Source organism: Pseudomonas sp. TE21435 (assembly GCF_056279265.1).
On record NZ_JBWBQZ010000001.1, the window covers coordinates 2419206 to 2444258 of the forward strand.

24 protein-coding genes are annotated in these 25053 nt (G+C 62.0%); 1 reads left to right on the top strand and 23 read right to left on the bottom strand.

Features of this window, described 5'->3' with window-relative positions; all coding sequences use genetic code 11:
• Window positions 1–62 precede the first annotated feature (62 nt).
• Window positions 63–2813: a dermonecrotic toxin domain-containing protein gene (locus ACZ9C1_RS10890; protein ID WP_476253971.1), complete on the top strand. Its 2751-nt coding sequence runs from the start codon at window positions 63–65 to the stop codon at window positions 2811–2813.
• 137 nt (window positions 2814–2950) lie between these two features.
• On the opposite strand, the gene ACZ9C1_RS10895 is transcribed toward ACZ9C1_RS10890, so the two are convergent.
• From ACZ9C1_RS10895 to fliL, 23 genes are all read right to left on the bottom strand, one after another.
• Window positions 2951–3346, bottom strand: coding sequence for a DUF2802 domain-containing protein (locus ACZ9C1_RS10895; RefSeq protein ID WP_023630608.1), 396 nt, complete (start codon window positions 3344–3346; stop codon window positions 2951–2953).
• A 1-nt stretch (window position 3347) separates the two neighbouring features.
• Window positions 3348–3827, bottom strand: a complete 480-nt coding sequence (locus tag ACZ9C1_RS10900) for a chemotaxis protein CheW (protein ID WP_023630607.1) — start codon at window positions 3825–3827, stop codon at window positions 3348–3350.
• Window positions 3828–3894: 67 nt separating this feature from the next.
• Window positions 3895–4815: a CheW domain-containing protein gene (locus ACZ9C1_RS10905; RefSeq protein ID WP_277505201.1), complete on the bottom strand. Its 921-nt coding sequence runs from the start codon at window positions 4813–4815 to the stop codon at window positions 3895–3897.
• The gene (locus ACZ9C1_RS10910; protein ID WP_023631839.1) at window positions 4815–5603 is read right to left on the bottom strand and encodes a ParA family protein; all 789 of its coding nucleotides are present in this window, start codon (window positions 5601–5603) and stop codon (window positions 4815–4817) included. Before ACZ9C1_RS10910 ends, ACZ9C1_RS10905 begins: the two co-directional genes overlap by 1 nt.
• Before the next feature lie 78 nt (window positions 5604–5681).
• Entirely contained in the window at window positions 5682–6539 is an 858-nt protein-coding gene (motD, locus tag ACZ9C1_RS10915; RefSeq protein ID WP_139673281.1) for a flagellar motor protein MotD, read from the bottom strand.
• A 3-nt stretch (window positions 6540–6542) separates the two neighbouring features.
• The gene (locus tag ACZ9C1_RS10920) at window positions 6543–7283 is read right to left on the bottom strand and encodes a flagellar motor protein (RefSeq protein WP_023631606.1); all 741 of its coding nucleotides are present in this window, start codon (window positions 7281–7283) and stop codon (window positions 6543–6545) included.
• Complete coding sequence (locus ACZ9C1_RS10925) at window positions 7283–8401, bottom strand: protein-glutamate methylesterase/protein-glutamine glutaminase (protein ID WP_102685097.1); 1119 nt, start codon at window positions 8399–8401, stop codon at window positions 7283–7285. The genes ACZ9C1_RS10920 and ACZ9C1_RS10925 overlap by 1 nt, the downstream gene beginning before the upstream one ends.
• Window positions 8402–8446: 45 nt before the next feature.
• Complete coding sequence (locus ACZ9C1_RS10930; protein WP_457378502.1) at window positions 8447–10660, bottom strand: chemotaxis protein CheA; 2214 nt, start codon at window positions 10658–10660, stop codon at window positions 8447–8449.
• Between the two features lie 12 nt (window positions 10661–10672).
• Window positions 10673–11461: a protein phosphatase CheZ gene (locus ACZ9C1_RS10935; protein ID WP_102685099.1), complete on the bottom strand. Its 789-nt coding sequence runs from the start codon at window positions 11459–11461 to the stop codon at window positions 10673–10675.
• 19 nt (window positions 11462–11480) lie between these two features.
• Window positions 11481–11855, bottom strand: a complete 375-nt coding sequence (locus tag ACZ9C1_RS10940; RefSeq protein WP_023630863.1) for a chemotaxis response regulator CheY — start codon at window positions 11853–11855, stop codon at window positions 11481–11483.
• Between the two features lie 105 nt (window positions 11856–11960).
• Window positions 11961–12701 carry an RNA polymerase sigma factor FliA gene (fliA, locus tag ACZ9C1_RS10945; protein ID WP_038706555.1) on the bottom strand — a complete coding sequence of 247 codons (741 nt, stop codon included), beginning with the start codon at window positions 12699–12701 and terminating at the stop codon, window positions 11961–11963.
• Window positions 12698–13531, bottom strand: a complete 834-nt coding sequence (fleN, locus tag ACZ9C1_RS10950) for a flagellar synthesis regulator FleN (protein ID WP_023630864.1) — start codon at window positions 13529–13531, stop codon at window positions 12698–12700. The genes fliA and fleN overlap by 4 nt, the downstream gene beginning before the upstream one ends.
• A gap of 114 nt (window positions 13532–13645) precedes the next feature.
• The gene (gene flhF / locus ACZ9C1_RS10955) at window positions 13646–14959 is read right to left on the bottom strand and encodes a flagellar biosynthesis protein FlhF (protein WP_139673288.1); all 1314 of its coding nucleotides are present in this window, start codon (window positions 14957–14959) and stop codon (window positions 13646–13648) included.
• A gap of 11 nt (window positions 14960–14970) precedes the next feature.
• The gene (gene flhA, locus ACZ9C1_RS10960) at window positions 14971–17100 is read right to left on the bottom strand and encodes a flagellar biosynthesis protein FlhA (RefSeq protein ID WP_277505214.1); all 2130 of its coding nucleotides are present in this window, start codon (window positions 17098–17100) and stop codon (window positions 14971–14973) included.
• A 413-nt stretch (window positions 17101–17513) separates the two neighbouring features.
• Window positions 17514–19247, bottom strand: a complete 1734-nt coding sequence (locus ACZ9C1_RS10965; protein WP_277505216.1) for an Ig-like domain-containing protein — start codon at window positions 19245–19247, stop codon at window positions 17514–17516.
• Window positions 19248–19494: 247 nt separating this feature from the next.
• Window positions 19495–20637: a flagellar biosynthesis protein FlhB gene (gene flhB / locus ACZ9C1_RS10970; RefSeq protein WP_277505218.1), complete on the bottom strand. Its 1143-nt coding sequence runs from the start codon at window positions 20635–20637 to the stop codon at window positions 19495–19497.
• A 2-nt stretch (window positions 20638–20639) separates the two neighbouring features.
• A complete protein-coding gene (gene fliR, locus ACZ9C1_RS10975; protein WP_102685144.1) occupies window positions 20640–21416 on the bottom strand; it encodes a flagellar biosynthetic protein FliR in 777 nt (258 codons plus the stop codon).
• 7 nt (window positions 21417–21423) lie between these two features.
• Entirely contained in the window at window positions 21424–21693 is a 270-nt protein-coding gene (gene fliQ / locus ACZ9C1_RS10980; protein WP_046854686.1) for a flagellar biosynthesis protein FliQ, read from the bottom strand.
• A 21-nt stretch (window positions 21694–21714) separates the two neighbouring features.
• Complete coding sequence (gene fliP, locus ACZ9C1_RS10985) at window positions 21715–22470, bottom strand: flagellar type III secretion system pore protein FliP (protein WP_046854685.1); 756 nt, start codon at window positions 22468–22470, stop codon at window positions 21715–21717.
• Entirely contained in the window at window positions 22470–22922 is a 453-nt protein-coding gene (gene fliO, locus ACZ9C1_RS10990; protein ID WP_139673300.1) for a flagellar biosynthetic protein FliO, read from the bottom strand. The genes fliP and fliO overlap by 1 nt, the downstream gene beginning before the upstream one ends.
• Entirely contained in the window at window positions 22923–23378 is a 456-nt protein-coding gene (fliN, locus tag ACZ9C1_RS10995; RefSeq protein ID WP_046854683.1) for a flagellar motor switch protein FliN, read from the bottom strand.
• A gap of 46 nt (window positions 23379–23424) precedes the next feature.
• Entirely contained in the window at window positions 23425–24393 is a 969-nt protein-coding gene (fliM, locus tag ACZ9C1_RS11000) for a flagellar motor switch protein FliM (RefSeq protein ID WP_046854682.1), read from the bottom strand.
• A 10-nt stretch (window positions 24394–24403) separates the two neighbouring features.
• Window positions 24404–24901 carry a flagellar basal body-associated protein FliL gene (fliL, locus tag ACZ9C1_RS11005; RefSeq protein WP_046854681.1) on the bottom strand — a complete coding sequence of 166 codons (498 nt, stop codon included), beginning with the start codon at window positions 24899–24901 and terminating at the stop codon, window positions 24404–24406.
• Window positions 24902–25053: the final 152 nt, after the last annotated feature.

Sequence of the window (25053 nt, forward strand, 5' to 3'; positions counted from 1 at the left end):
CGCCCCCTGCGTGCATAAGCCATTCAGCCTTGCCATTCCCATAAATGAGCAAGGTGAACAAAATGCCCACAAGCCGCATCAACGCCGCCGGCGTTCAGTACGTTGTCGACCACCTGAGCCATGTGCCGCGCCCGGATCTCGAAGCCAGCCGGGCAATTCAGCAATGGCTGGCACAACAGGGCCATGACCTGGCCGCTGCGCAGATCGACGTCGTCACCCTGCACTACCGCCCCGATGGACCGAATCGCTACCTTGCCGCGGTTACCCAACGCATGAGTTTGCCCCAGGCGGTACTGAGCAACTGGCAAGGTGAATCCAACAACAACCTGTTCGGCAGCCTGTTTGGCAACCCGTGGGCCGGCACCATGCCCGATCGTCCGCTACGCCTGGTGGAAACACTGCCAGCCCCCGCCTTCAATCACAACGGTGCCGCCTTCGAGGTGTTCAACGGTTTGTTCCGCCGTACCACGCCACAACGCTATGACACCTCGACTCACCTGCCGATAGCCGCAGAAGCTTTCCAAAGGTTCATAGAAGACCTGGACTTCCATACACCCTTCAAGACCCAGCTAGACCGATACTGGAACGAACATCTGCAAGACCACAGGCTTGCCTGCAAGCTCAATTTCATAGCGGCCTGTAACAAGCAGGTCGGCGAAGGCAGCCTCAGCGAGGCGGCCAGGACGCTCATCTGGCAAGCCGCCGGGTTGCTACCCTGCAGCAGGCAGCTGCACAGGAGTACGCTGAACATCTACGGCTACGCCGCTACCGACCTGTTATATCTGAACGACCCTGCCAGCGACCTGACCGTACTCTACATGCCCGGTAACAGCTCGCCATTGCTGGAGTTCAACAGCAAGACGCTTATGAAGGACTGGGTTGGCCGCCAGTGCCAGGATCCGGCAAAGCGCCACGCCTTTAAACAGTACTTCCGACTGGCCGACCGCCCGCAAGGCGTCGACTTCAGCGGCCTGGAAACCGCCCTCGATGGCCTGGCCGACTACCCGGCCCGTCACCCATTGCCCCCCGAACACGGCTACTTCAATGATGACGGCACCTGGCCGCCACGGACCTATGTCGACTATCGGCCCGGCAAATACAACCCAAGGCTTGAAGGCGACCTTTTCCAGGCACTGGCCGAGCGTCAGCGCCAACGCAGTTACGACGATGCCGACTTTCTCATCACCCGCGACAGCCAAGTCAGCAAAGCCCGCTGGATCGGCTATCTGACCACCACACTCAACCTGCTGGCACCGTTGTGTCTCGTGGTGCCGGGCCTTGCCCCGCTGCTGGCCCTGGGCGGCGTCGTACAGTTGGGCCTAGGGCTCGACCAGGCGATCAACGGTCGGACACTGCAAGAGAAGGAAGCCGGTGTCGGGAACATCACCTGGGGCCTGTTCAATGCCGCGCCATTGGCAATCGCTGGCGCCCGTGGAGCCAAGGCGCTGTTCGCATTCAAAAGCGAGGGCTTCGTCCCGCCAACGCGCCTGAACGAACAGATCGGTTACCCATTGAGCCCGAGCACCCCACCCCGCTTTCCAGCGCCTGAGGGTGCCCGCTATTTCCACACACCCGACTCGATCCTGCCGCTGCCGGACGGCGATCAGGCCATCACCGACTCCGTTGTACGAACGCCGCTCTACAACGGCGAACCCGACAACCTCGATGTGAGTATCCATGGCTACAACAATCGTGTGGTCTACGACATCGAGCGCGATGTCTTCATTCAAGAGGATGAGCTCAACGAGATCGATCCAGTCGGTTACATTGCCCAGGCAGGCAGCAAGGACCTGGTGCCGGCACCCTCCACCCGTTCAGTCACCAACACCATGCGCACCCGTAGCCTGCGCGCGCTGGGGATCGATCTTCCATTGCCGGTGGAAGTACCGATGCAAGCCGCGGACAGCCACCCCATCCCGAAGAGGATCAATTGCCTCTGGGTGGGCGACAAAGTCATCAACCCTGAACTGCTGACCAACCTGGGCAAGAATGCCGCACGGCTCAAGGACAGTGACTATTCTCTGCGCCTGTTCCTTTCGCGCGCCAACCCCGACGTCTACGCCGAAAACCAGTGGCTGCTCGCTGCGCAAGCACCAGGGCTGCAGGTTCTGCCGCTGGAAGAGCAAGCCTTCTTCAGAGCGTTTCGCCAGAGCAAGTACTTCGCCCAATATGATGCAGCGCTGGATGGCAATGGCGGTATCGCCAGCAACTACGCCTCGGCATCCGACGTGTTGCGCTACCCTATGCTGCACCACGAAGGGGGCTTGTACATGGATGTGGACGATACCCTGCTGAGCCAAGGGGACCGTCCGCAGCTAATCAATGGGCAACCGGCGGAGAGCCCCAACGAAGCCATCGACCAGGTTGAATTGAGCACTACACCCGATGGCTTGCTGCTGGCGCCCCCGATGTCCAACGAAAAGATGGGCATGAACTGCCTTTACAACACCAGCCTGATCGGCAGCCACCCTGGCAACCCCACCCTCGAGGCGATTTCCGAAGAAATGCATGCCCGCTTCCAGACCAACTCGGACTTCTACGACAGCAAGCCCAGCCTGGCCGATGACCCGGCCAACTTCTATCGCTATGCCAACCGCCTCAGCCGCATGACCGGCCCAGCCTTGCTCAGCGATGTGGTCGACCGCCACTTGCCGGCGCTGCGCACCTTGCGCCAGATCATCAATCTGTACGCCATGCCGCGGATCAACGCCTACCAGTTCATCGACCTGCAACGTGGCAAGGAGGCCATACGCACGCTGCTGCCGCTGAACCGTTTCGCCCAGGTCGGCGGCAATCATTCCTGGAGCAAATAATCAGTCGTACAGTGCGGGGGACTACCGCAAACAGTTATTGAATGGCCCTGTATCGCGAGCAGGGTGCGCAACAATGATTGCCAGTCGTCGTGATTTGAAAGCCCAAAAAAACAGGGCGACTTTCATCGCCCCGTTCATCACTCGCCGCGGTGCAGCTTGCTCATCAACTGCGCCTCGGCCTGGGTCAACCCGCAGGTCTGGGTCAGCTCCTCGACGCTGGCACCCATCCCCACCAGCTTGGCGGCCTGGGCGAAGGTGACGCTGTTGGGGTCGCGCTGCTCGAGTTGCTGGAGCTTCTCGGGCAGCGGCGCCACCACCGCACGCAGTTCATGGATCGCCTCGCCCATGCGCACGGTGCCGTTCTGGTAATCGTCCAGGCGTTTGGCGAGGTCCTTGATGCGCTGGTCACGCAGCGCATCGCCCTGCGCCTGCTGGGCGGCCAGCTCGCGCTGGCGCTTGCTGTAGTTGAGAAAGAACCACAGGCTCAGTGCCCACAGCAGCGCCAGGAAGATGACAGCAACCTCGAAGATCAACTCAGATGTTCTCCAGCTCGGACCACTCTTCCTCGGTCATCATCTTGTCCAGCTCGACCAGGATCAGCAGCTCGCCATTCTTGTTGCACACGCCCTGGATGAACTTGGCCGATTCTTCGTTGCCGACGTTCGGCGCAGTCTCGATCTCCGACTGGCGCAGGTACACCACTTCAGCGACGCTGTCGACGAGGATGCCGACCACCTGCTTGTCCGCCTCGATGATGACGATACGGGTGTTGTCGGTGACTTCGCTCGACATCAGGCCGAAGCGCTGGCGGGTGTCGATCACCGTCACCACATTGCCGCGCAGGTTGATGATGCCCAGCACATAGCTGGGGGCACCCGGTACCGGGGCGATCTCGGTGTAGCGCAGGACTTCCTGCACTTGCATGACATTGATGCCGTAGGACTCGTTGTCCAGACGGAAGGTTACCCACTGCAGGATCGGATCTTCGGAACCTTGTGCAGACGACTTTTTCATTCCCCTAGCCCTCAAAATCCGCCATTGGCGGTGTGCTCTGTGTTGCCGCGGCAGTAGCGGCGTTGATTCAGTTGTGTTTGGTGTTCATCTGCTTGACCGCGCCACTGGCGATCAGCTCGGCCAGCTCGGCAACATCGAGCAGCGCGCACATGTGTTCGATTACCGTGCCGGCCAACCAGGGGCGCTGGCCGCGCTGGCTGCGCCACTTGATCTCGCTCGGATCCAGGCGCAGCGAGCGGCTGACCTGGTGTACCGCCAGCCCCCATTCGTAGCCCTGGACCGAAATGACGTATTGCAAGCCCTGGCGAAAATCGTCCCGGTAGCGGTCGGGCATGACCCAGCGGGCGGTATCCAGTACCTTGAGGTTGCCCGCCTGGCAGGTAAGGATGCCGAGGAACCAGTCCGGCTGGCCGAACAGTGGCGTCAGCTCCTGACCGGCCAGGGTATAGATCGACCCCAGGCACACCAGCGGTACCGCCAGGGTCAGCCCGGCGACATCGAACAGCAGGCATTCGAATGGCTCGGCGGCCCACTCCGGGCGCCCGTCGACCGTGGCCGGTGGTGTCGGCGCGGCAGGCGCCGCCGGCACGTGCAGTTCCACCAGTGGCGCCGCCGGCTCGATGGCCGGGGGCTCGATCAACAGCGGAATGCTGGCCTCGGCCACCACCTCGCGCTCTACGACCGCCACCACCGGTTCCATGACAGGCGTGGCGGGCGGCAGCACGGTCGGCAGGACCTTGGCCTGCGGCTCGGCGAATGGGCGGGGCGCAGGCGCCGCTGGCGTGACCTGGCGCTGGGCATCGCGCGCCTGTTCCTCGCGGACCGCCGCTTCGAACTCATCGCCGGGAGCCTGCTCCACGGGCTGCGCGACAGGCGCATCCTGCGCGGGCGGCAACTCGAACGGCTCGGTGGCTTCCTGCAGCAATCCATCAAGGTAGGACTGCAAGGCCATCTGCGGCTTGCTGGTGATGTGCGGTGCCTGGTTCATCAGGCCACCTGCAGCGCGGAGCGATAAGTCAGCAGGTGCTTGAGCAGCGCCCGGTAGGCCACCACGCCACGGCTTTTGCCATCGAACTGCGAGGGCGTGACACCGTTGCGGCTGGCATCGCGCAGGCGCGTATCCACCGGGATGTAGCCCTGCCAGACTTGATCGCCATAGGTGTCGCGCAGCACTTTCAAGGTACCCAGCGAAGCTTGGGTGCGGCGGTCGAACAGGGTCGGCACGATCTGGTACGGCAACGCCTGCTTGCGCGAACGGTTGATCATGCCCAGCGTGCCGACCATGCGCTCCAGGCCCTTGACCGCGAGAAACTCGGTCTGCACCGGGATCACCAACTGCTGGCTGGCGGCCAGGGCATTGACCATCAGCACGCCCAGCAAGGGGGGGCTGTCGATCAGGGCGAAGTCGAAATCCTGCCACAGCTGCGCCAGACTCTTGGCGATCACCAGGCCCAGGCCACTCTGGCCCGGCGACTGACGCTCGAGCACTGCCAACGCGGTGCTCGACGGCAGCAGCGAGATACGCTCGTCACTGGTGGGTAGCAGCAGCTGACCCGGCAGCCCGTCGGGCACCGTGCCTTTGTGCAGGAACAGGTCGTAGCAGCTGTGCTCCAGCGCATCCGGGTTGTGCCCAAAATAGCTGGTCATCGAGCCGTGCGGGTCAAGGTCGACCACGACCACGCGCTTGCCCGCCTCGGCCAGCAGGCCGGCCAGGGCGATGGTGGTGGTGGTCTTGCCGACGCCACCTTTTTGATTGGCTACTGCCCAGACTCTCATCGTGCGTTGCTTCCTCCCGGTATGGCCGCCTGCCCTGCCGGGAACGGTGTGAAGTTCAGTGACGGGGATTTGACGAAATCAGCCCCCGGTCCTCGGTGCTGGCGAGGCTGGTGCACTTTGTGTGCCAGCCCGGCGCATCGCCGCATCCGGGGTGGCATTGGCGCTGCCGCTGCCGGTCAGGCTGCGACGCACCTCGAGGTTGCGCGAAATCACCAAGACCACGCGGCGGTTGCGCGCACGGCCTTCGGCAGTGTCGTTGCCGGTCACCGGCTGGTACTCGCCGTACCCCACCGAGGCCATGCGGGCCGGGTTGATCCCCTCCATGGCCAGCAGGCGCACGATGCTTGCCGCCCGCGCCGACGAAAGCTCCCAGTTGGTTGGGTACTGCGCGGTGCGGATCGGCAGGTTGTCGGTGAACCCTTCCACATGCACTGGGTTGGCGAACGGCTTGAGGATCCTGGCCACCTTCTCGATGATCTCGAAGGCGACATCGCTGGGCATGGCGTCGGCACTGGCGAACAGCAACGAGGAATTGAGTTCGATCTCCACCCACAACTCGTTACCGCGCACGGTCATCTGGTCGGACTTGATCAGGTCGCCAAAGGCATCACGCACATCGTCGGTAATGGTCTTGAGCGGGTCGGCGCTGGTCTGGGCCAGGCCCGCATCGGTCTGCTCGCTGTCCTTGATCAGCGGCTCGGCCGGCTTGACGCTCAGCGGGCGCTCATCGCCGATCGGGATCGGCTTCATGCTGCGTTCGGGGTCGTTGAACACCCCGATCAGCGCCTGGGAAATCTGCTTGTACTTGCCTTCGTTGATCGACGAAATCGAGTACATGACCACGAAGAAGGCGAACAGCAGGGTGATGAAGTCGGCATACGAGACCAGCCAGCGTTCGTGGTTCTCGTGCTCTTCGACTTTGCGACGGCGGGCCATGGCTTACTCCATGAAGCCTTGCAGCTTCAGCTCGATCGAGCGTGGGTTCTCGCCTTCGGCGATCGACAGCAGGCCTTCGAGCAGCATCTCCCGGTAACGCGACTGGCGCAGGGTGATGGCCTTGAGCTTGTTGGCAACCGGCAGCAGGATCAGGTTGGCACTGGCCACGCCATAGATGGTGGCGACGAAGGCCACGGCAATGCCGTTGCCCAGCTGCGAAGGATCGGCCAGGTTGCCCATCACATGGATCAGGCCCATTACCGCACCGATGATGCCGATGGTTGGCGCGTAGCCGCCCATGCTCTCGAACACCTTGGCGGCCTGGATGTCACGGGACTCCTGGGTCAGAAAGTCGACTTCGAGGATGCTGCGAATGGCTTCCGGCTCGGCACCGTCGACCAGCAACTGCAGGCCTTTGCGCGCATAAGGGTCGGGCTCGGCGTCGGCCACGCCCTCCAGGCCCAGCAAGCCTTCCTTGCGCGCCGTCAGGCTCCAGTTCACCACCCGATCGATGCCTCCGGCCAGGTCGACCCGTGGCGGGAAGAAGATCCAGCGAATGATCTGCAGGGCACGCTTGAACGACGACAGTGGCGACTGCAGCAATGCCGCCGCCAGGGTACCGCCCAGCACGATCAGCGCCGCCGGGCCGTTGATCAGCGCACCGACGTGGCCACCCTCCATGAAGTTGCCGCCGACAATGGCGACAAACGCGAGGATCAGGCCGATCAGGCTCAACACATCCATCAGACGCACGCCTCGACCAGGTGCTTGCCGATCTCGTCCAGGCTGTAGACGGCGTCGGCAAGGTTGGCCTTGACGATGGCCATGGGCATGCCATAGATCACGCAGCTGGCTTCATCCTGCGCCCACACGGTGCTGCCACCCTGCTTGAGCAGGCGCGCGCCCTCGCGGCCATCGGCGCCCATGCCGGTGAGAACCACCGAAAGCACCTTGTCGCCGTAGGACTTGGCGGCGGAACCGAAGGTGATATCCACGCAAGGCTTGTAGTTCAGGCGCTCGTCGCCCGGCAGGATCTTCACCGTGCCACGGCCATCGACCATCATCTGCTTGCCACCCGGGGCCAGCAGGGCCAGGCCCGGGCGCAGCACGTCACCGTCCTCGGCCTCCTTGACGCTGATCTTGCACAGTTTGTCCAAACGCTCGGCGAAGGCCTTGGTGAAGGCAGCCGGCATGTGCTGGATCAGCACGATCGGCGCCGGGAAACCGGCGGGCAGTTGGGTCAGCACCCGCTGCAGCGCCACCGGGCCGCCCGTGGAGGTGCCGATGGCAACCAGCTTGTACGGCTTGCGCTTGGGCGCCGGCGAATGCGTGGCAGCCGGCGCAGCGGCGCGGGCCGGGGCGGCAGTGCGCGCAGGCGCGGTGCCGGCAAAGCTGCTGGCCGGGGCCTGGCTGCTGGCCGGCGCCGCGGCCGGGGCCGGGCTGGAATAGGCGCTGAAACGGCGGTTGCTGCGCGAGATGGTGTGGACCTTCTCGCAGAGCATCTGCTTGACCTTCTCCGGATTGCGCGAGATATCTTCGAAGTTCTTCGGCAGGTAGTCGACCGCACCGGCATCCAGGGCGTCGAGGGTGACGCGGGCGCCTTCATGGGTCAGCGAGGAGAACATCAATACCGGCGTCGGGCAGCGCTGCATGATGTGACGCACCGCGGTGATGCCGTCCATCATGGGCATTTCATAGTCCATGGTGATGACATCGGGCTTGAGCGCCAGCGCCTGGTCGATCGCTTCCTTGCCGTTGGTCGCCGTACCCACCACCTGGATCGTCGGGTCGGACGCGAGAATTTCCGAGACACGGCGGCGGAAGAAACCGGAATCATCCACCACCAGGACCTTGACTGCCATAAACACTCCGTTAGGCGGCGCACCCGCCTGGGCGCGCCACCGAAATCAAATACGCCGGGCGGCGTAACGCTTGAGCATGCTCGGGACGTCGAGGATCAGCGCGATACGGCCGTCACCGGTGATGGTCGCGCCGGACATGCCCGGGGTTCCCTGCAGCATCTTGCCCAGCGGCTTGATCACCACTTCTTCCTGGCCGACCAACTGGTCGACCACGAAGCCAATGCGCTGGGTGCCAACCGACAGGATCACCACATGACCTTCGTGCTGCTCCTCGTGCTCGTGGTCCTGGACCAGCCAGCGCTTGAGGTAGAACAGCGGCAGCGCCTTGTCGCGTACGATCACCACTTCCTGGCCGTCGACCACGTTGGTGCGCGACAGGTCGAGGTGGAAGATCTCGTTGACGTTGACCAGCGGGAAGGCGAACGCCTGGTTGGCCAGCATCACCATCAGCGTCGGCATGATCGCCAGGGTCAGCGGCACCTTGATGACGATCTTCGAGCCCTGGCCCTTGGCCGAGAAGATGTTGATCGAGCCGTTGAGCTGGGAAATCTTGGTCTTCACCACGTCCATGCCGACGCCGCGGCCGGACACGTCGGAAATCTCGGTCTTGGTCGAGAACCCCGGGGCGAAGATCAGGTTGTAGCAGTCCGACTCGCTCAGGCGGTCGGCCGCGTCCTTGTCCATCAGGCCCTTTTCCACGGCCTTGGCGCGCAGGATGCTCGGGTCCATGCCCTTGCCGTCATCGGAAATCGACAGCAGGATGTGGTCACCTTCCTGTTCGGCGGACAGCACCACCCGACCCATGCGCGACTTGCCGGAAGCCTCGCGTTCGTCGGGCATCTCGACGCCATGGTCGACGGCGTTGCGCACCAAGTGCACCAACGGGTCGGCCAGGGCCTCGACCAGGTTCTTGTCCAGGTCGGTTTCTTCGCCGACCAGCTCCAGGTTGATCTCTTTTTTGAGTTGGCGGGCCAGGTCGCGAACCAGGCGTGGGAAACGCCCGAAAACCTTCTTGATCGGCTGCATGCGCGTCTTCATGACTGCGGTCTGCAGGTCGGCGGTGACCACATCGAGGTTGGACACGGCCTTGGACATGGCCTCGTCACCGCTGTTGAGCCCCAGGCGCACCAGGCGGTTACGCACCAGCACCAGCTCACCGACCATGTTCATGATCTCGTCCAGACGCGCGGTGTCGACCCGCACGGTAGTCTCCGCCTCGCTGGCGCCATGCTTGTCGGCGGCCGGCGCCGGCGCCCGGGCCGGTGCGGCAGGCTTGGCGGCGGCTGGCGCGGAAGCAGGCGTCGGCGCAGGTTTGGCAACCGGCTTGGCTTCGGCCTTGGCCGCGACAGGCGCGGCGACGGCGGCGGCTGGCGCCTCGGCCACAACCGCCTCGCCAGAGAACTTGCCCTTGCCGTGCAACTGGTCGAGCAACGCCTCGAATTCGTGTTCGGTGATGCTCTCGTCAGCCGCCGCTGGTGCCGCGGTGGCTGCAGGCGCAGCGACGCCAGGCAATGCATCGACGGCGAAGGTGCCCTTGCCGTGCAACTGATCGAGCAGCGACTCGAACTCGTCGTCGGTGATCTCATCACTGGCAGGGGCAACGGCCGCTGGCTCACTGGCAGCGGCATCGGGCGAGAACTGGCCTTTGCCGTGCAGCTGGTCGAGCAACGACTCGAATTCGGCGTCGGTAATCTCGTCACCACCCGCGCTGACCTGCTCACCCTGCAATTGCTCGTGAACCTGGGCTTCAGCCTTGACTGCATCAAGCGAATCGAGCAGTTGCTCGAACTCGGTGTCGGTGATGTCGGGCTCGGCAGCCGGCGCTTCGGCGACAACAGCCACCTCGACCGGGGCCGGTTCGTCGGCGCCAGCGGGCTCGGCCAGGCGCGACAGCGCCGCCAGCAGCTCACGGGTGGCCGGCGTGACGTCGGTGCGCTCGCGCACCTGGCCGAACATGCTGTTGACCGTGTCGAGTGCTTCGAGCACCACGTCCATCAGTTCCGCGTCGACCCGGCGCTCACCTTTGCGCAGGATGTCGAACACGTTCTCGGCAATGTGGCAGCACTCCACCAACTCATTGAGCTGAAGGAAGCCGGCGCCCCCTTTTACAGTGTGGAAACCGCGGAAAATCGCGTTGAGCAGGTCCGCATCATCGGGCCGGCTTTCCAGCTCGACCAATTGCTCGGACAGTTGCTCGAGGATTTCGCCGGCTTCTACCAGGAAATCCTGAAGGATTTCTTCATCGGCGCCGAAGCTCATTAAACGTGCTCCTTAAAAACCCAGGCTGGACAACAGATCGTCGACATCGTCCTGGCTGGACACGACGTCTTCACGCTTATCGGCATGAATCTGCGGACCTTCACCCCGAGTCGGATGTTTTTCTTGATCTTTTTCAGCACGCAGCTGCTGGTGGTCATGTTCGATACCGGCAAAGCGGTCGACCTGGCTTGCCATCAGCACGAGCTTGAGCAGATTGCTTTCGACTTCGGTGACCAGGGTGGTCACCCGTTTGATCACCTGGCCGGTGAGATCCTGATAATCCTGGGCCAGGACAATATCGTTGATATGGCCGGCGACCTTCTGATTACCTTCGGCGCTGTGCGTCAGGAAACTGTCCACACGCTTGACCAGCTCACGGAACTCCGGCGCCGCCACTTCGCGACGCATGAAGCGCTGCCAGTCGGCGGACAGGCTCTGGGCCTCGGCGGCGAGGTCGTTGAGCACCGGGGTGCACGCCTCCGCCAGGTCCATGGTGCGGTTGGCCGCACCTTCGGTCAGACGGACCACGTAGGAGAGGCGCTCGGCGGCATCGGTAATCTGCGACACTTCCTCGGCCTGCGGCATGGCCGGGTCGATCTGGAAGTTGACGATTGCACTGTGCAGTTCGCGGGTGAGCTTGCCGACTTCCTGGTACAGCCCGCGGTCGCGGGTCTGGTTCAGTTGGTGGATCAGCTGCACCGCCTCACCGAAGCGGCCGCGCTCCAGGCTCTCGACCAGCTCCTGCGCATGCTTCTTCAGGGTTGATTCGAACTCACCCAAAGAGTTGTTGGTTGACTCCATTGCGCCCCCCAGACGTGACTCAGCCGTTGACGCGTTCGAAGATCTTTTCGATCTTTTCTTTCAGCGCCAGGGCGGTGAAAGGCTTGACCACATAGCCGTTCACGCCGGCCTGGGCAGCTTCGATGATCTGCTCGCGCTTGGCTTCCGCGGTGACCATCAGCACCGGCAGGTGCTTGAGGCGCTCGTCGGCGCGAACGGCGCGCAGCAGGTCGATACCAGTCATGCCCGGCATGTTCCAGTCGGTCACCAGAAAGTCAAAATGCTCGCTGGTGAGCATCGGCAGTGCCGTGTTGCCGTCATCAGCTTCCTTGACGTTGGTGAACCCCAGGTCACGCAACAGGTTCTTGATGATCCGCCGCATCGTCGAAAAGTCGTCAACGATGAGGATTTTCATGTCTTTGTTCAATTAGACCTCCAAGCAGTCTTAAACGCGCTCGGCGCCGAGCGCGCGCTCAATCAATTCGGCACTACAAAAAAAACGACTGCACTGAACCCGGGTTCAACGTGCCCGCCACTCCCCAAGGCGGCTGCGCAAACGCGCGGCGCACTGGCTGTGCAACTGGCTGACACGCGATTCGCTGACCCCCAGCACCTCACCGATTTCCTTGAGGTTCAGCTCTTCGTCGTAGTACAGCGCCAGGACCAGGCGTTCGCGCTCCGGCAGGTTGGCGATCGCATCGGCCAGCGCAGCCTGGAAGCGCTCGTCTTCCAGGTCACGCGCCGGCTCCAGCTGGCCGCTGGCTCCGTCCTCGTGCAGCCCTTCATGTTCGCCGTCCTGCAGCAGATCGTCGAAACTGAACAGGCGGCTGCCCAAGGTGTCATTCAAAATCCCGTAGTAATCATCGAGACTCAATTGGAGTTCGGCAGCAACCTCGTGATCTTTAGCGTCGCGGCCAGTCTTTGCTTCGACACAGCGGATCGCGTCACTGACCATGCGCGTATTGCGGTGTACCGAACGTGGCGCCCAATCGCCCTTGCGCACCTCGTCGAGCATGGCGCCGCGAATACGGATACCGGCGTAGGTTTCGAAACTGGCACCCTTGCTGGCATCGTATTTGTTGGCCACTTCCAGCAAGCCGATCATCCCGGCCTGGATCAGATCCTCGACCTGGACGTTGGCCGGCAAGCGCGCCAGCAGGTGATAGGCGATACGCTTGACCAACGGCGCATAGCGTTCGATCAGCTCGTACTGCGCATCCTTGGCGGCCTTGCTGTACATCTTGAAACCGCTCGCGTTCATAGCACCGGCCCTGCACTGGTGGGCTGCACCAGGCGCTCGACAAAGAATTCCAGGTGCCCACGCGGGTTGGCAGGCAGCGGCCAGCTGTCGACCTTCTGCGCGATGGCCTTGAACGCCAGCGCGCACTTGGACCGAGGGAAGGCCTCATAGACCGCCCGCTGCTTCTGCACGGCCTTGCGCACGCATTCGTCGTAAGGCACGGCACCGACGTATTGTAGGGCGACGTCGAGGAAGCGGTCCGTGACCTTGGTCAACTTGGCGAAAAGGTTGCGGCCTTCCTGCGGGCTCTGGGCCATGTTGGCCAGCACACGGAATCGATTCATCCCGTAATCGCGGTTGAGCAGCTTGATCAGCGCATAGGCGTCGGTGATCGAGGTCGGCTCGTCGCACACCACCAGCAGCACTTCCTGGGCGGCGCGAACGAAACTGACCACCGAGTCACCGATACCCGCAGCCGTGTCGATCACCAGCACATCGAGGTTGTCGCCGATGTCGCTGAAGGCCTGGATCAGGCCGGCGTGTTGCGCGGGCGCCAGGTGCACCATGCTCTGCGTGCCGGAGGCCGCCGGGACGATGCGCACACCACCCGGCCCCTGCAACAGCACATCACGCAGCTCGCAACGGCCTTCGATCACGTCGGCGAGGGTGCGCTTGGGCGTGAGCCCCAACAGAACGTCGACATTGGCCAGGCCCAGGTCGGCATCCAGCAACATCACCCGGCGGCCGAGTTCGGCCAGCGCCAGGGACAGGTTCACTGAAACGTTAGTCTTGCCGACGCCACCTTTGCCACCGGTCACGGCGATCACCTGTACGGGATGCATGCTACCCATGTCTGTTCTTTACCTTGTCTCGCTTGGACCCAGGCCACATGAGGGGCTGAACATTCAAGGCCACGGTCCGGCCGGGCAACCCCATGATGTAGGTACTTTGCACAGTATTCACCCTCAACCCGCGCGCTTGCCAGGGTTGTGGTACAGATCAGCGAACATGTCGGCCATGGCCTCGTCGCTGGGCTCTTCCTGCAATTGCACACTGACTGCGCGGCTTACCAACTGGTGCTTGCGCGGTAGCTGCAGGTCGTCGGGAATGCGCGGCCCATCGGTCAGATAGGCCACCGGCAATTCATGACTGATTGCCAGGCTCAGCACTTCGCCGAGGCAGGCCGTTTCGTCGAGTTTGGTCAGGATGCACCCGGCCAGGCCGCAGCGCTTGTAGCTATGGTAGGCGGCGGTGAGCACCTGCTTCTGGCTGGTGGTCGCCAGCACCAGGTAATTCTTTGCGGCGATGCCGCGCCCGGCCAGGGTCTCGAGCTGCATGCGCAGCGCCGGGTCGCTGGCCTGCAGGCCGGCGGTGTCGATCAGCACCACACGTTTGCGCAGCAGCGGCTCCAGGGCCTGGGCCAGCGACTCGCCCGGGTCGACGTAGGTGACCGGCACATTGAGGATGCGGCCCAGCGTCTTGAGCTGTTCCTGGGCGCCAATGCGGAAGCTGTCCATGCTCACCAGCGCCAGGTTGTTCGCGCCGTACTTGAGCACATAGCGGGCGGCCAGCTTGGCCAGCGTGGTGGTCTTGCCCATGCCAGCCGGGCCGACCATGGCGATCACTCCGCCCTCCTCGATCGGTTCGATCTCGGGCACGTCGATCATCCGCGCCAGGTGCGCCAGGACCATGCGCCAGGCATGGCGTGGTTCTTCGATCCCGGCAGTGAGGTCGAGCAGTTCGCGGGCCAGGCCACCGGAAAGGCCGAGGCGCTGAAGCCGGCGCCAGAGGTTGGCCTGCTGCGGCTTGCTGCCTTGCAGCTGGCTCCAGGCGAGCGAACCGAGCTGGACTTCAAGCAGCTCGCGCAAGCCGGTCAGTTCGAAACGCATGGCATCGAACAGACGTGGATCAACGGGTGCCGAGGCTGGCGCGGCAACCGGCGCGGGCTCGTCGACATGAGGCTCGATCAGCGGCTCCGAGGCGGTCAGCGGCTGCCCGGCGAACAATTGCCGGTTGCCGCCTTCGACGGCATCGCCACGCCCGGTCAGTTCGGCCTGGGCGGTAACGATGCGCGACTGGGTCTTGCGCAGCTCGTCTTCGAGCTCTGCGTTGGGCACGCGCGGGGCCAGGGCGGACAGCTTGTAGTCCAGCGCAGCCGTCAGCTCGACACCGCCGGCAATGCGCCGGTTGCCGATGATGGCGGCGTCGGAGCCGAGCTCATCCCGGACCAGCTTCATGGCCTGACGCATATCGGCGGCAAAAAAACGCTTAACTTGCATAACCCACTACCTCAGCCGTTCGGGCCCACGGTGGCAACGATGGTGACTTGCTTGTTGTCAGGTATTTCCTGATACGCCAAAACATGCAAATTCGGTACAGCCAGGCGGCCGAAGCGCGACAGCATGGCGCGGATCGGGCCGGCTACCAGAAGGATGGCCGGCTGGCCCTGCATTTCCTGGCGCTGGGCTGCCTCGATCAACGAACGCTGAAGCTTTTCGGCCATGCTCGGCTCAAGAAGAACACCATCTTCCTGACCCTGCCCGGCCCTTTGCAGACTATTGAGCAAGATCTGTTCCAACCTTGGCTCCAAGGTGATCACAGGCAGCTCGGACTCAACGCCGACAATGCTTTGCACGATGGCGCGGGACAACCCGACGCGCACCACCGCCACCAGCGCGGCGGTATCTTGACTCTTCGCCGCGTTGTTGGCGATGGCTTCGGCAATGCTGCGGATGTCACGCACCGGCACCTGTTCGGCGAGCAGTGCCTGCAGGACCTTGAGCAGGCCCGACAAGGAAATGACGCCCGGCACCACCTCCTCCGCCAGTTTCGGCGAGACCTTGGCCAGCACCTGCAGCAGTTGCACCACCTCCTCGTGCCCGATCAGTTCGTGACAGTGCTTCTGCAGTATCTGGTTGAGGTGGGTGGCGACCACGGTGCTGGCGTCCACCACCGTATAGCCCAGCGATTGCGCCTGGGCACGCTGACCGACATCGATCCATACTGCCTCCAGGCCAAATGCCGGATCTCGTGAGGCGATGCCGTTGAGGGCACCGAACACCTGGCCCGGATTGATCGCAAGCTCCCGATCCGGGTAGATCTCGGCCTCGGCCAGAATCACACCCATCAGCGTCAGGCGGTAGGCGCTGGGCTGCAGGTCGAGGTTGTCGCGGATATGCACGGTGGGCATGAGGAAGCCCAGGTCCTGGGAGAGCTTCTTGCGCACGCCCTTGATGCGCGCAAGCAACTGCCCCCCTTGATTGCGGTCGACCAACGGAATCAGGCGGTAGCCAACCTCAAGGCCGATCATGTCGATTGGGGTGACATCGTCCCAGCCCAGTTCCTTGGTTTCCATGGCACGCTGCGGCGAAGGCAACAGGTCCTGCTGGCGCTCGGCCTCCTGCTGGGCCGCGACCTTGGTCTTTTGCTGCTTTTTCCAGAGCAGGTAGGCGCCACCGCAGGCCACCCCGCCCAGGCCCAGGAAGGCCATGTGCGGCATGCCCGGCACCAATCCCATGACAATCATCAACCCGCCAGACACCGCCAGCGCCTTGGGCGAATCGAACATCTGACGGTTGATCAACTTGCCCATGTCCTCGGAGCCCGAGGCGCGGGTGACCATGATCGCGGCGGCGGTGGACAGCAGCAGCGAGGGCAGTTGCGCCACCAAACCGTCACCGATGGTCAGCAAGGCATAGACCTTGCCGGCGTCGCCGAAGCTCATGCCGTGCTGGAGCATGCCGATGAGCATGCCGCCGATGAGGTTGATGAAGAGGATCAGCAGGCCGGCGATGGCGTCACCGCGCACGAACTTGCTGGCACCGTCCATGGAACCGTAGAACTCGGCTTCCTGGGCAACTTCGCTACGCCGCGCCTTGGCCTGGGCCTGGTCGATGAGGCCGGCGTTGAGGTCGGCGTCGATGGCCATCTGCTTGCCGGGCATAGCGTCGAGAGTGAACCGGGCGCTCACTTCGGAGATACGCCCAGCACCCTTGGTCACCACCACGAAGTTGATGATCATGAGGATGGCGAAGACCACGGCACCGACGACATAGTTGCCGCCGATCACCACTTCACCGAAGGCCTGGATCACCTTGCCCGCGGCGCCATGGCCTTCCTGGCCGTGCAGCATGACCACACGGGTGGACGCGACGTTCAGCGCCAGACGCAACAGGGTCGCCACCAGCAAGATCGTCGGGAAGGCTGCGAAGTCCAGGGGACGCAGCGCATAGACGCAGACGAGAAGCACCACGATCGACAGGGCGATGTTGAAGGTGAAGAACACATCGAGCAGGAACGGCGGTATCGGCAACATCATCATTGCCAACATCACCAGCAGCAGCAGCGGCACGCCGAGATTGCCCCGACCGAGGCCGGCCAGGTTGTTACGGGCGCTGCTGATTAACTGAGTGCGATCCACCGCGATTCCTCTTCAAGCAAAACTTTGACGCCCAAGGGGCGCTCGGGCGTGGCTCTGCAAGAAGCTTTCCAACTTTGCTCGCCTGGAGCTTTTGTTACATGTACCGACCTCTTCGCGGGCAGACCCAGCGGAAGAGGCAAGATTTCTTCAGCGGCTCCCTGCTGCTCGCTGTTGCCAGGCCATGACGGAGCTGATCACGCAAGCCGCAGCTGTGCGGCTTCCCAACTGAAAGCTCTTCATCACGAGCCTCCACGCAAAGCGGCCCACAGCGCGCCCTCACATGCCACTGCAAAGAAGCCCGATGCACTGCATCGGGCATATTGAGAGGTGGCGACCTACCTGAGAAGGTGTAGACCTCATATCAAGATCAGAAAACTGTTACATTCATTCAACAGCAGATTATTGATAAGCGCTCATGACCAGCCCACCCGTGCCAACGATGGCAGCTGAGTACCTCCACTTCTTTTTTCTTCACCACGGAAATCAGGATTCAACACACTAAAGTCCAGAACATAGGCTGTACCAGCGGGGTAGTAGTTATCGCCGGACCACAGCAAGGGTTGAGTCCACCCAAGAATAGTAGCCACGCTCTTAGTAACGTCATCGTTTCTGTACTGCTCCCAGAACGACTGCATCTGCAAGACCGAGAGTGAGTGAAACTCCGGGCGGCTTCCGTGGAATACATGCCCGGTCCACCACTGATTCGGGCGCACCTCAACCAGCCTGACGCCACTGAATGTAATTTTGTACTTTGCGACTTGCTGATTGGCATCGGTCACGCTGATTTCCGCCACACCGTTGTCCTGCGCAACTACCACGCCCTGACCATTAACCTTGGCAACCGCCTCGTTACTTGACGAGTAAGTGTAGGGCGGCTGGCCGCCACTGCCTTGCCGCTGATAAGAGCCCTTGGAATCGGCTGTTGGATGCAGAGGTGCTCGCCCCTTCAGGATGATGTACCTGAGGCTTGCCGTGATGCTGATGTCGGCGCCAAATGTCAAAGGGTGGCTGACCAAAGCGCCGGTAAGCGTGGCAACGGTTTTACTTGAGCGACTCCTGCCGGGCACCTCGTAATAGGCAGTCAGCTGCCCTGCCTCCAGGGCCAACCCGGAATTGCCGGGGACGTCGAACGTCAGGTCGGTGGACGACGACGCTACCGTTTCAACCCGCGTTCCAGAAAGCGTCGTTCCGTTGGTCGTCACCAAAGACCACTTCAACGTCACGACCTCCCCCACAAACAACCCAGAGGTCGCTACACGTACCGCCGTATTGGGCCCAGGCAAAGCAGCGAGCGCCACCGTGCCAAACGAAGGATTGACATCCAAGAACTGCGGGGCAGCTTGCGGGTTTTGAATGTTGTCGATGATGAACTCAGCACTGGGTGAAGGCTGACTCACATTGCCCACCTCATCCACGATTCTATAGTGGATGCCTACCGATGTGCGCCCAGCAAAACAGAGAAGCTCTTGGGGGGGGACGGTAAATACCACGGGCTGATTGACCTCCGCCGCTGTATCCAGACGCTTGCTCAGCGTTGCCCCCGGCATTTTCAGCTCCACCGTGTCCCATTGTTTCATCCCAGGGTAGGGAGCGACTGTAAAGGTAATGCCTTGCTGCAGCTCCACCCCACTGATTTCCCCGGGAATAAGCAACGCTGCAGTGACCAGAGCCAGGTTTTGCTGAACACCGGAGGGATCGACCGGGCCGCCGGGCGCCTGCAGATCGATTTTCACTTTCAATTTCGGTGTTAGTTCACTTACGTCAGTATCGGGGTTAGTGATACTCGCGTAGACCTCAACAATCCCTTCTACCACATCGGCCTTGGGAACTTTGACCTCGAGCAACCCGTGTGTATCGAAAGGAATCGTACCGGCGTAAACGACTGGAACAGAAGTAGCGTCAGCGCCCTCCAGCGTCAATTGGATAGGATAGCCTTCGACACTAGTCGGCGCTTCCAGCCACCAAACCAGTTGATCATCAGCATTCAACGCACTGGCATTAATACCCACCGGTGCATCCCCACTCGGCAAATCATGAACAAAGGCATCAGGAAAAATATACTTATAGCTAGAATTTGCAATTGGTGGCAGCAATTCATAAAAATGATCAAGCTCTGACTGGCGCGGCTTTCTGCTAAAGTTCATCATCAGACCCTCACATCCAAGTTAAGATAAATAATGATACCTAGCCATTTAAGCCTTACCCGGAGCTCTCCACAACTGACAAAAATACTAGGTATATTTCCCAGCATTAAATAACAAAGGGATGGGGACTGACACTGAAACGCTTTGGACTGTTCTCGCAGCCCCGTTTCAACCGGTCAAGCGTGCGCACGATTATGTTGCGCTATCAGCACATGGGCCAGTCAAAAAGCCTGCGTAGGCCTCACGGATTTCAGTTATCGCGGCGAAGATCTGGCGGAATCGGCAGGTCTTCTTTCAATGGCTCTGGCCGCTTGCCCCTGCCGGCGCGGTACTGGCGGATCTGGAACACATAGGCCAACACCTGTGCGACCGCCAGGTACAACCCCGCCGGAATCTCCTGCTCGATCTCGGTAGAGTAGTAGATGGCCCGCGCCAGGGCCGCCGACTCCAGTATCTGCACATTGTGCTCGGCACCGATCTCACGGATCTTCAGCGCGACAAAATCGGTGCCCTTGGCCACCAGCAACGGCGCCATCCCCCCCTTCTCAGGGTCGTACTGCAACGCCACCGCATAGTGAGTCGGGTTGGTGATGATCACATCCGCCTCAGGCACTGCGGCCATCATCCGCCGCTGCGACGCCTCACGCTGCAACTGCCGGATACGCTGCTTGACCTCAGGCTTGCCCTCACTGTCCTTGTACTCGTCCTTCACTTCCTGCTTGGTCATCTTCATTTTCTTGTGCGTCTGCCAAAGCTGGAACGGCACATCCGCCGCCGCAATCAACAGCAGCCCCGCCGCCATCCACAGCGCACTCCACCCCACCACCTGCACCGAGTGGATGATCGCCTGCTCGAGCGGCTCATTGGCAATGGCCAGCAACGCCTGACGGTCCGCCGACAGCACGACCAGGGCAACGATCAGGATCATGAAGAACTTGGCCATGGCCTTGACCAGCTCGGTCAACGCATTCAGCGAGAACATGCGCTTGATCCCCGACAGCGGGTTCATGCGGCTGAACTTCGGCTGCAGCAAGCTGCCCGAGAACAAGAACCCTCCCAGCGCAATGGGCGCCACGAATGAAATCACGAACAGCAGCAGCATTACCGGCTGCACAGCCCAGATGGCCATCTTGCCCGAGGCCAACAGGAATGCCGCCATGTAGCGCTCGTCGACCACCACCTCCCGGGTAAGGCTGAAATTCATGCGCATCAAGGCCATTAACGTCTCGGCCAGGTAGCCACCGAACGCCATCAGCGCACCCGCGCCGGCCAAGGTTACCGCGACGGTGTTCAGCTCCTTGGAACGGGCAATCTCCCCCTTTTCGCGCGAGTCCTTCTTGCGCTTGTCGGTGGGTTCCTCTGTCTTGTCCTGACCGCTCTCGCTCTCTGCCATGCTCAGCGCGCCCGTGCCAGCTCACGCAGCCACTGCAGCGCTTCGCTGGCCAGTGCCTGGTAATGGGAAAGAATATCGGCCAGGCCGATCCAGAAAATGATCAGGCCCAACACCAGTGTCAGCGGGAAGCCGATGGAGAAAATATTCAACTGTGGCGCTGCGCGGGTCATTACACCGAAGGCAATGTTGACCACCAGCAGCGACGCAATGGCTGGCAAGACAAGCAGCAACCCAGCCCCCAGCACCCAGCTCAAACGCCCCGCCATCTCCCAGAAATGGTTGACCACCAGGGCACTGCCAACCGGTAGCGTGGTAAAGCTCTCGGTGAGGATCTCGAACGCCACCAAGTGACCATTCATCAACAGGAACAACACGCTCACCAGCATCGTCATGAATTGGCTGACCACCGCCACGTTGACGCCGTTGGTCGGGTCCATCATGGAGGCGAACGCCATGCCCATCTGGATCGCAATGATCTGCCCCGCAATCACGAACGCCTGAAACAGCAGCTGCAGGGAGAACCCGAACAACGCCCCAACGATCACCTGTTCGCCGCACAACAGCACGCCGCGCAGGCTCAAGGGGTCAATCGGCGGCAACGGCGGAAGGGCCGGCACTATCACCACGGTAATGGCCAATGCCGCATACAGCCGCACCCGGGCCGGCAGCATCTTGGTGCCAAAGATCGGCATGGTCATCAGCAGCGCCGTCACCCGAAACAACGGCAGGATGAAGGTGGCCACCCAGGTACCGATCTGAGTATCGGTCAGCTCCAGCATGGCCGCGTCAACCGATCAACTGCGGGATGCTGGTGTACAGGCCAATGAAGTACTCCATGAACTTCTGCACAAGCCAAGGGCCGGCGATGATCAGCGTGACCAGCATCACCAACAGGCGCGGCAGGAAGCTCAGGGTCTGTTCGTTGATCTGCGTGGCCGCCTGGAACATTGCCACCACCAGGCCGACCAGCAGGCTCGGCACCACCAGGATAGCCACCATCATGGAGGTCATCCACAAGGCTTCACGGAACAGGTCGACTGCGACTTCAGGTGTCATGCAAGACTCTCCTTGGTGGCATCAGACACCGCCGAAACTGCCGGCCAGGGTACCCATGATCAGCGCCCATCCATCGACCAGCACGAACAGCATGATCTTGAACGGCAACGAAATGATCAGCGGCGACAGCATCATCATGCCCATGGCCATCAGCACACTGGCGACCACCATGTCGATGATCAGGAACGGGATGAAGATCATGAAGCCGATCTGGAACGCCGTCTTGAGCTCGGAGGTCACGAACGCCGGCACCAGGATCGTCAGCGGCACCTGATCCGGGCCTGCGATATCGGTGCGCTTGGACAGGCGCATGAACAGGTCCAGGTCGCTCTGCCGGGTTTGCGCCAGCATGAAGTCCTTCAACGGGCCCTGGGCCTTGTCGATGGCCTGCTGGGCCGTCATCTGCTCGGCCAGATAAGGTTGGATGGCATCCTTGTTCACTCGCTCGAACACGGGCGCCATGATGAACATGGTCAAGAACAGCGCCATGCCGGTGAGGATCTGGTTCGAGGGTGTCTGTTGCAGGCCCAGAGCCTGTCGCAGGATCGAGAAGACGATGATGATGCGGGTAAAGCTGGTCATCAGGATGACAAACGCCGGGATGAAGCTCAGCGCAGTCATGATCAGCAGAATCTGCAGGCTGACCGAATACTCCTGCTGCCCGTCCGCCCCATTGGACAGGGTGATGGCCGGGATGGACAACGGGTCGGCAGCCAGGGCCAGCGGTGCAGCCAGCAGCAGCGCCAGCGTCAACAGTAAGCGCAGTGCGCCGGTCATCACTTCTTGTCCTTCTGATCCTTGCCCATCAGCTCAAGCAGCCGCTGGGCGAATTCCGGCGTGGCCTGGCGCGCATCGGCGGGCACGTCGACAGGCTCGGCCAGCACATGCAACGCCTCGATGCTGCCAGGGGTATGGCCAATGAGAATCTGCTCCTTGCCCACCTGGATCAGCAGCAGCCGGTCGCGCGGGCCAATGGCACGAGTGCCGACGATCTCGATGACCGGAGCGCCCCGCTGCACCGAGCCCTGCATGCGCCGCAGCAACCAGGCCAGGAAAAAGATCAGGCCGACGACCACCAGCAGGCCGAATACGGTCTGCGCCAGCTGCGCGCCGAAGCCGCCAGGGGCAGGCGCCGCAGCCGGCACGGTTACCGGCTCGGCAGCGGCGATCACCACCTCACTGGCCAGCAACGTGCCAAGGGCCAGCATGGCCCGCACCATGCGCTTCACTCAGCGCAACTTCTTGATACGTTCGCTGGGGCTGATCACGTCGGTCAGGCGAATGCCGAACTTCTCGTTGACCACCACGACCTCGCCATGGGCGATCAGCGTGCCGTTGACCAGCACATCCAGCGGCTCGCCGGCGAGGCGATCAAGCTCGATCACCGAACCCTGGTTGAGTTGCAGCAGGTTGCGGATGTTGATTTCGGTGCTGCCCACTTCCATCGAGATGCTCACCGGAATATCCAGGATCACATCCAGGTTGGGACCTTCGAGGCTGACATTCTCGTTGGGCTTGGGGGAGCTTGCGAACTCTTCCATCGGCAGGCGGCCGGCGCCGGAGTCTGCAGCCAACAGCGCATCGATGTCGGACTGGCCGGCATCGCCGGTCTCTTCCAGGGCCGCAGCCCACTCATCGGCCAGGGCCTGTTCCTCTGGAGAGTTGATCTCGTTTTCGTTAGCCATGATTTCCTCGACAGGCATTCAATACGTTTAAGCGACCGGCACGCCGTCAGCGGCGCTCGATCGGGTCGATGATCTGCAGCGACAGGGTGCCCTTGTGCGATCCCAGCCGCGCCTTGAACGACGGCACGCCATTGGCGCGCAATACCAGGTGCTCCGGCAGTTCCACCGGGATCACGTCGCCTGGCTGCATGTGCAGGATGTCGCGCAGTTTGAGCTGGCGGCGGGCAACAGTGGCCGACAGCGGCACATTGACGTCCAGAACATCCTCACGCAGCGCCTTGACCCAGCGCTCGTCCTGGTCGTCCAGGTCGGACTGGAAGCCGGCATCGAGCATTTCACGCACCGGCTCGATCATCGAGTACGGCATGGTCACGTGCAGGTCGCCGCCACCGCCATCAAGTTCGATGTGGAAGGTCGAAACCACCACGGCCTCGCTGGGGCCAACGATGTTGGCCATGGCCGGGTTGACCTCGGAGTTGATGTACTCGAAGTTGACCGGCATGATCGCCTGCCAGGCTTCCTTGAGGTCGACGAAGCACTGGTCCAGGACCATGCGCACTACGCGCAGCTCGGTCGGGGTGAATTCACGCCCCTCGATCTTGGCATGACGGCCGTCGCCACCGAAGAAGTTGTCCACCAGCTTGAACACCAGCTTGGCGTCGAGGATGAACAGCGCGGTGCCGCGCAACGGCTTGATCTTGACCAGGTTCAGGCTGGTCGGCACGTACAGCGAGTGCACGTACTCGCCGAATTTCATCACCTGCACGCCGCCCACCGCCACGTCGGCGGAGCGGCGCAGCAGGTTGAACATGCTGATGCGGGTGTAACGGGCGAAACGCTCGTTGATCATTTCCAGGGTCGGCATGCGCCCCCGGACGATACGATCCTGACTGGTCAGGTCGTAGCTCTTGATGCTGCCGGGCTCGCCGGTGCTCTCGGTTTGTACCAGCCCATCGTCCACCCCATGCAGCAGGGCGTCGATCTCATCCTGGGACAGCAGGTCCTGCACGGCCATCTATGTGCTCCTACTGCAATACGAAATTGGTGAACAGCAGCTGGTCGACGACCGGCCTGCCGACTTCCTTCTGCGCCACTTCCTGGACCACCGCAGTAGCCTTCTGGCGCAGCATTTCCTGGCCGACCGGGCTCGCGGCGAGGGTGTCGAAACCCTGCCCGGAGAACATCATCACCAGGTTGTTGCGGATCACCGGCATGTGTACTTTCAGCGCCTCCAGGTCCGCTTGGCTGCGGCCCTGCATGGTGATACTCACCTGCATGTAGCGCTGGCGGCCATTCTGGTTGAAGTTGACGACAAAGGCCGGTGCCAGGGGCTCGTAGATCGCCGCTGGCTTGATGTTGCTCTGAGCTGCTTCAGGCGCCGGAGCCGACTCGCTCTTGTGCATGAAGAACCAGGTCGCACCCACCGACAGGCCGACTGCGAGAAGCAGCGCCAGCACCAACAGCAGGATCAGCTTGAGTTTGCCTTTAGTGGCGGGGTCTTTCACTGCGTCGCTCTTCGCCATGCCAATAATCCGTCGTCCATCGGGGTTTCAAAGAAGGATGACGTGGCTGAGCAAGTGTTATGCCAGATTTGCCTTTGCGAGCTTCTGGGGGTGCAACCACTTTACGAGATGCGGCATCTGTAAAATTTCGCCTGGCGTCGCTGCACACAGGC

Coding starts and splice junctions, on each gene's coding strand:
- ACZ9C1_RS10890 (WP_476253971.1), top strand. CDS start 63: ATGCCCACAAGCCGCATCAACGCCGCCGGCGTTCAGTACGTTGTCGAC.
- ACZ9C1_RS10900 (WP_023630607.1), bottom strand. CDS start 3,827: ATGAAAAAGTCGTCTGCACAAGGTTCCGAAGATCCGATCCTGCAGTGG.
- ACZ9C1_RS10905 (WP_277505201.1), bottom strand. CDS start 4,815: ATGAACCAGGCACCGCACATCACCAGCAAGCCGCAGATGGCCTTGCAG.
- ACZ9C1_RS10910 (WP_023631839.1), bottom strand. CDS start 5,603: ATGAGAGTCTGGGCAGTAGCCAATCAAAAAGGTGGCGTCGGCAAGACC.
- motD (WP_139673281.1), bottom strand. CDS start 6,539: ATGGCCCGCCGTCGCAAAGTCGAAGAGCACGAGAACCACGAACGCTGG.
- ACZ9C1_RS10920 (WP_023631606.1), bottom strand. CDS start 7,283: ATGGATGTGTTGAGCCTGATCGGCCTGATCCTCGCGTTTGTCGCCATT.
- ACZ9C1_RS10925 (WP_102685097.1), bottom strand. CDS start 8,401: ATGGCAGTCAAGGTCCTGGTGGTGGATGATTCCGGTTTCTTCCGCCGC.
- ACZ9C1_RS10930 (WP_457378502.1), bottom strand. CDS start 10,660: ATGAGCTTCGGCGCCGATGAAGAAATCCTTCAGGATTTCCTGGTAGAA.
- ACZ9C1_RS10935 (WP_102685099.1), bottom strand. CDS start 11,461: ATGGAGTCAACCAACAACTCTTTGGGTGAGTTCGAATCAACCCTGAAG.
- ACZ9C1_RS10940 (WP_023630863.1), bottom strand. CDS start 11,855: ATGAAAATCCTCATCGTTGACGACTTTTCGACGATGCGGCGGATCATC.
- fliA (WP_038706555.1), bottom strand. CDS start 12,701: ATGAACGCGAGCGGTTTCAAGATGTACAGCAAGGCCGCCAAGGATGCG.
- fleN (WP_023630864.1), bottom strand. CDS start 13,531: ATGGGTAGCATGCATCCCGTACAGGTGATCGCCGTGACCGGTGGCAAA.
- flhF (WP_139673288.1), bottom strand. CDS start 14,959: ATGCAAGTTAAGCGTTTTTTTGCCGCCGATATGCGTCAGGCCATGAAG.
- ACZ9C1_RS10965 (WP_277505216.1), bottom strand. CDS start 19,247: ATGATGAACTTTAGCAGAAAGCCGCGCCAGTCAGAGCTTGATCATTTT.
- flhB (WP_277505218.1), bottom strand. CDS start 20,637: ATGGCAGAGAGCGAGAGCGGTCAGGACAAGACAGAGGAACCCACCGAC.
- fliR (WP_102685144.1), bottom strand. CDS start 21,416: ATGCTGGAGCTGACCGATACTCAGATCGGTACCTGGGTGGCCACCTTC.
- fliQ (WP_046854686.1), bottom strand. CDS start 21,693: ATGACACCTGAAGTCGCAGTCGACCTGTTCCGTGAAGCCTTGTGGATG.
- fliP (WP_046854685.1), bottom strand. CDS start 22,470: ATGACCGGCGCACTGCGCTTACTGTTGACGCTGGCGCTGCTGCTGGCT.
- fliN (WP_046854683.1), bottom strand. CDS start 23,378: ATGGCTAACGAAAACGAGATCAACTCTCCAGAGGAACAGGCCCTGGCC.
- fliM (WP_046854682.1), bottom strand. CDS start 24,393: ATGGCCGTGCAGGACCTGCTGTCCCAGGATGAGATCGACGCCCTGCTG.
- fliL (WP_046854681.1), bottom strand. CDS start 24,901: ATGGCGAAGAGCGACGCAGTGAAAGACCCCGCCACTAAAGGCAAACTC.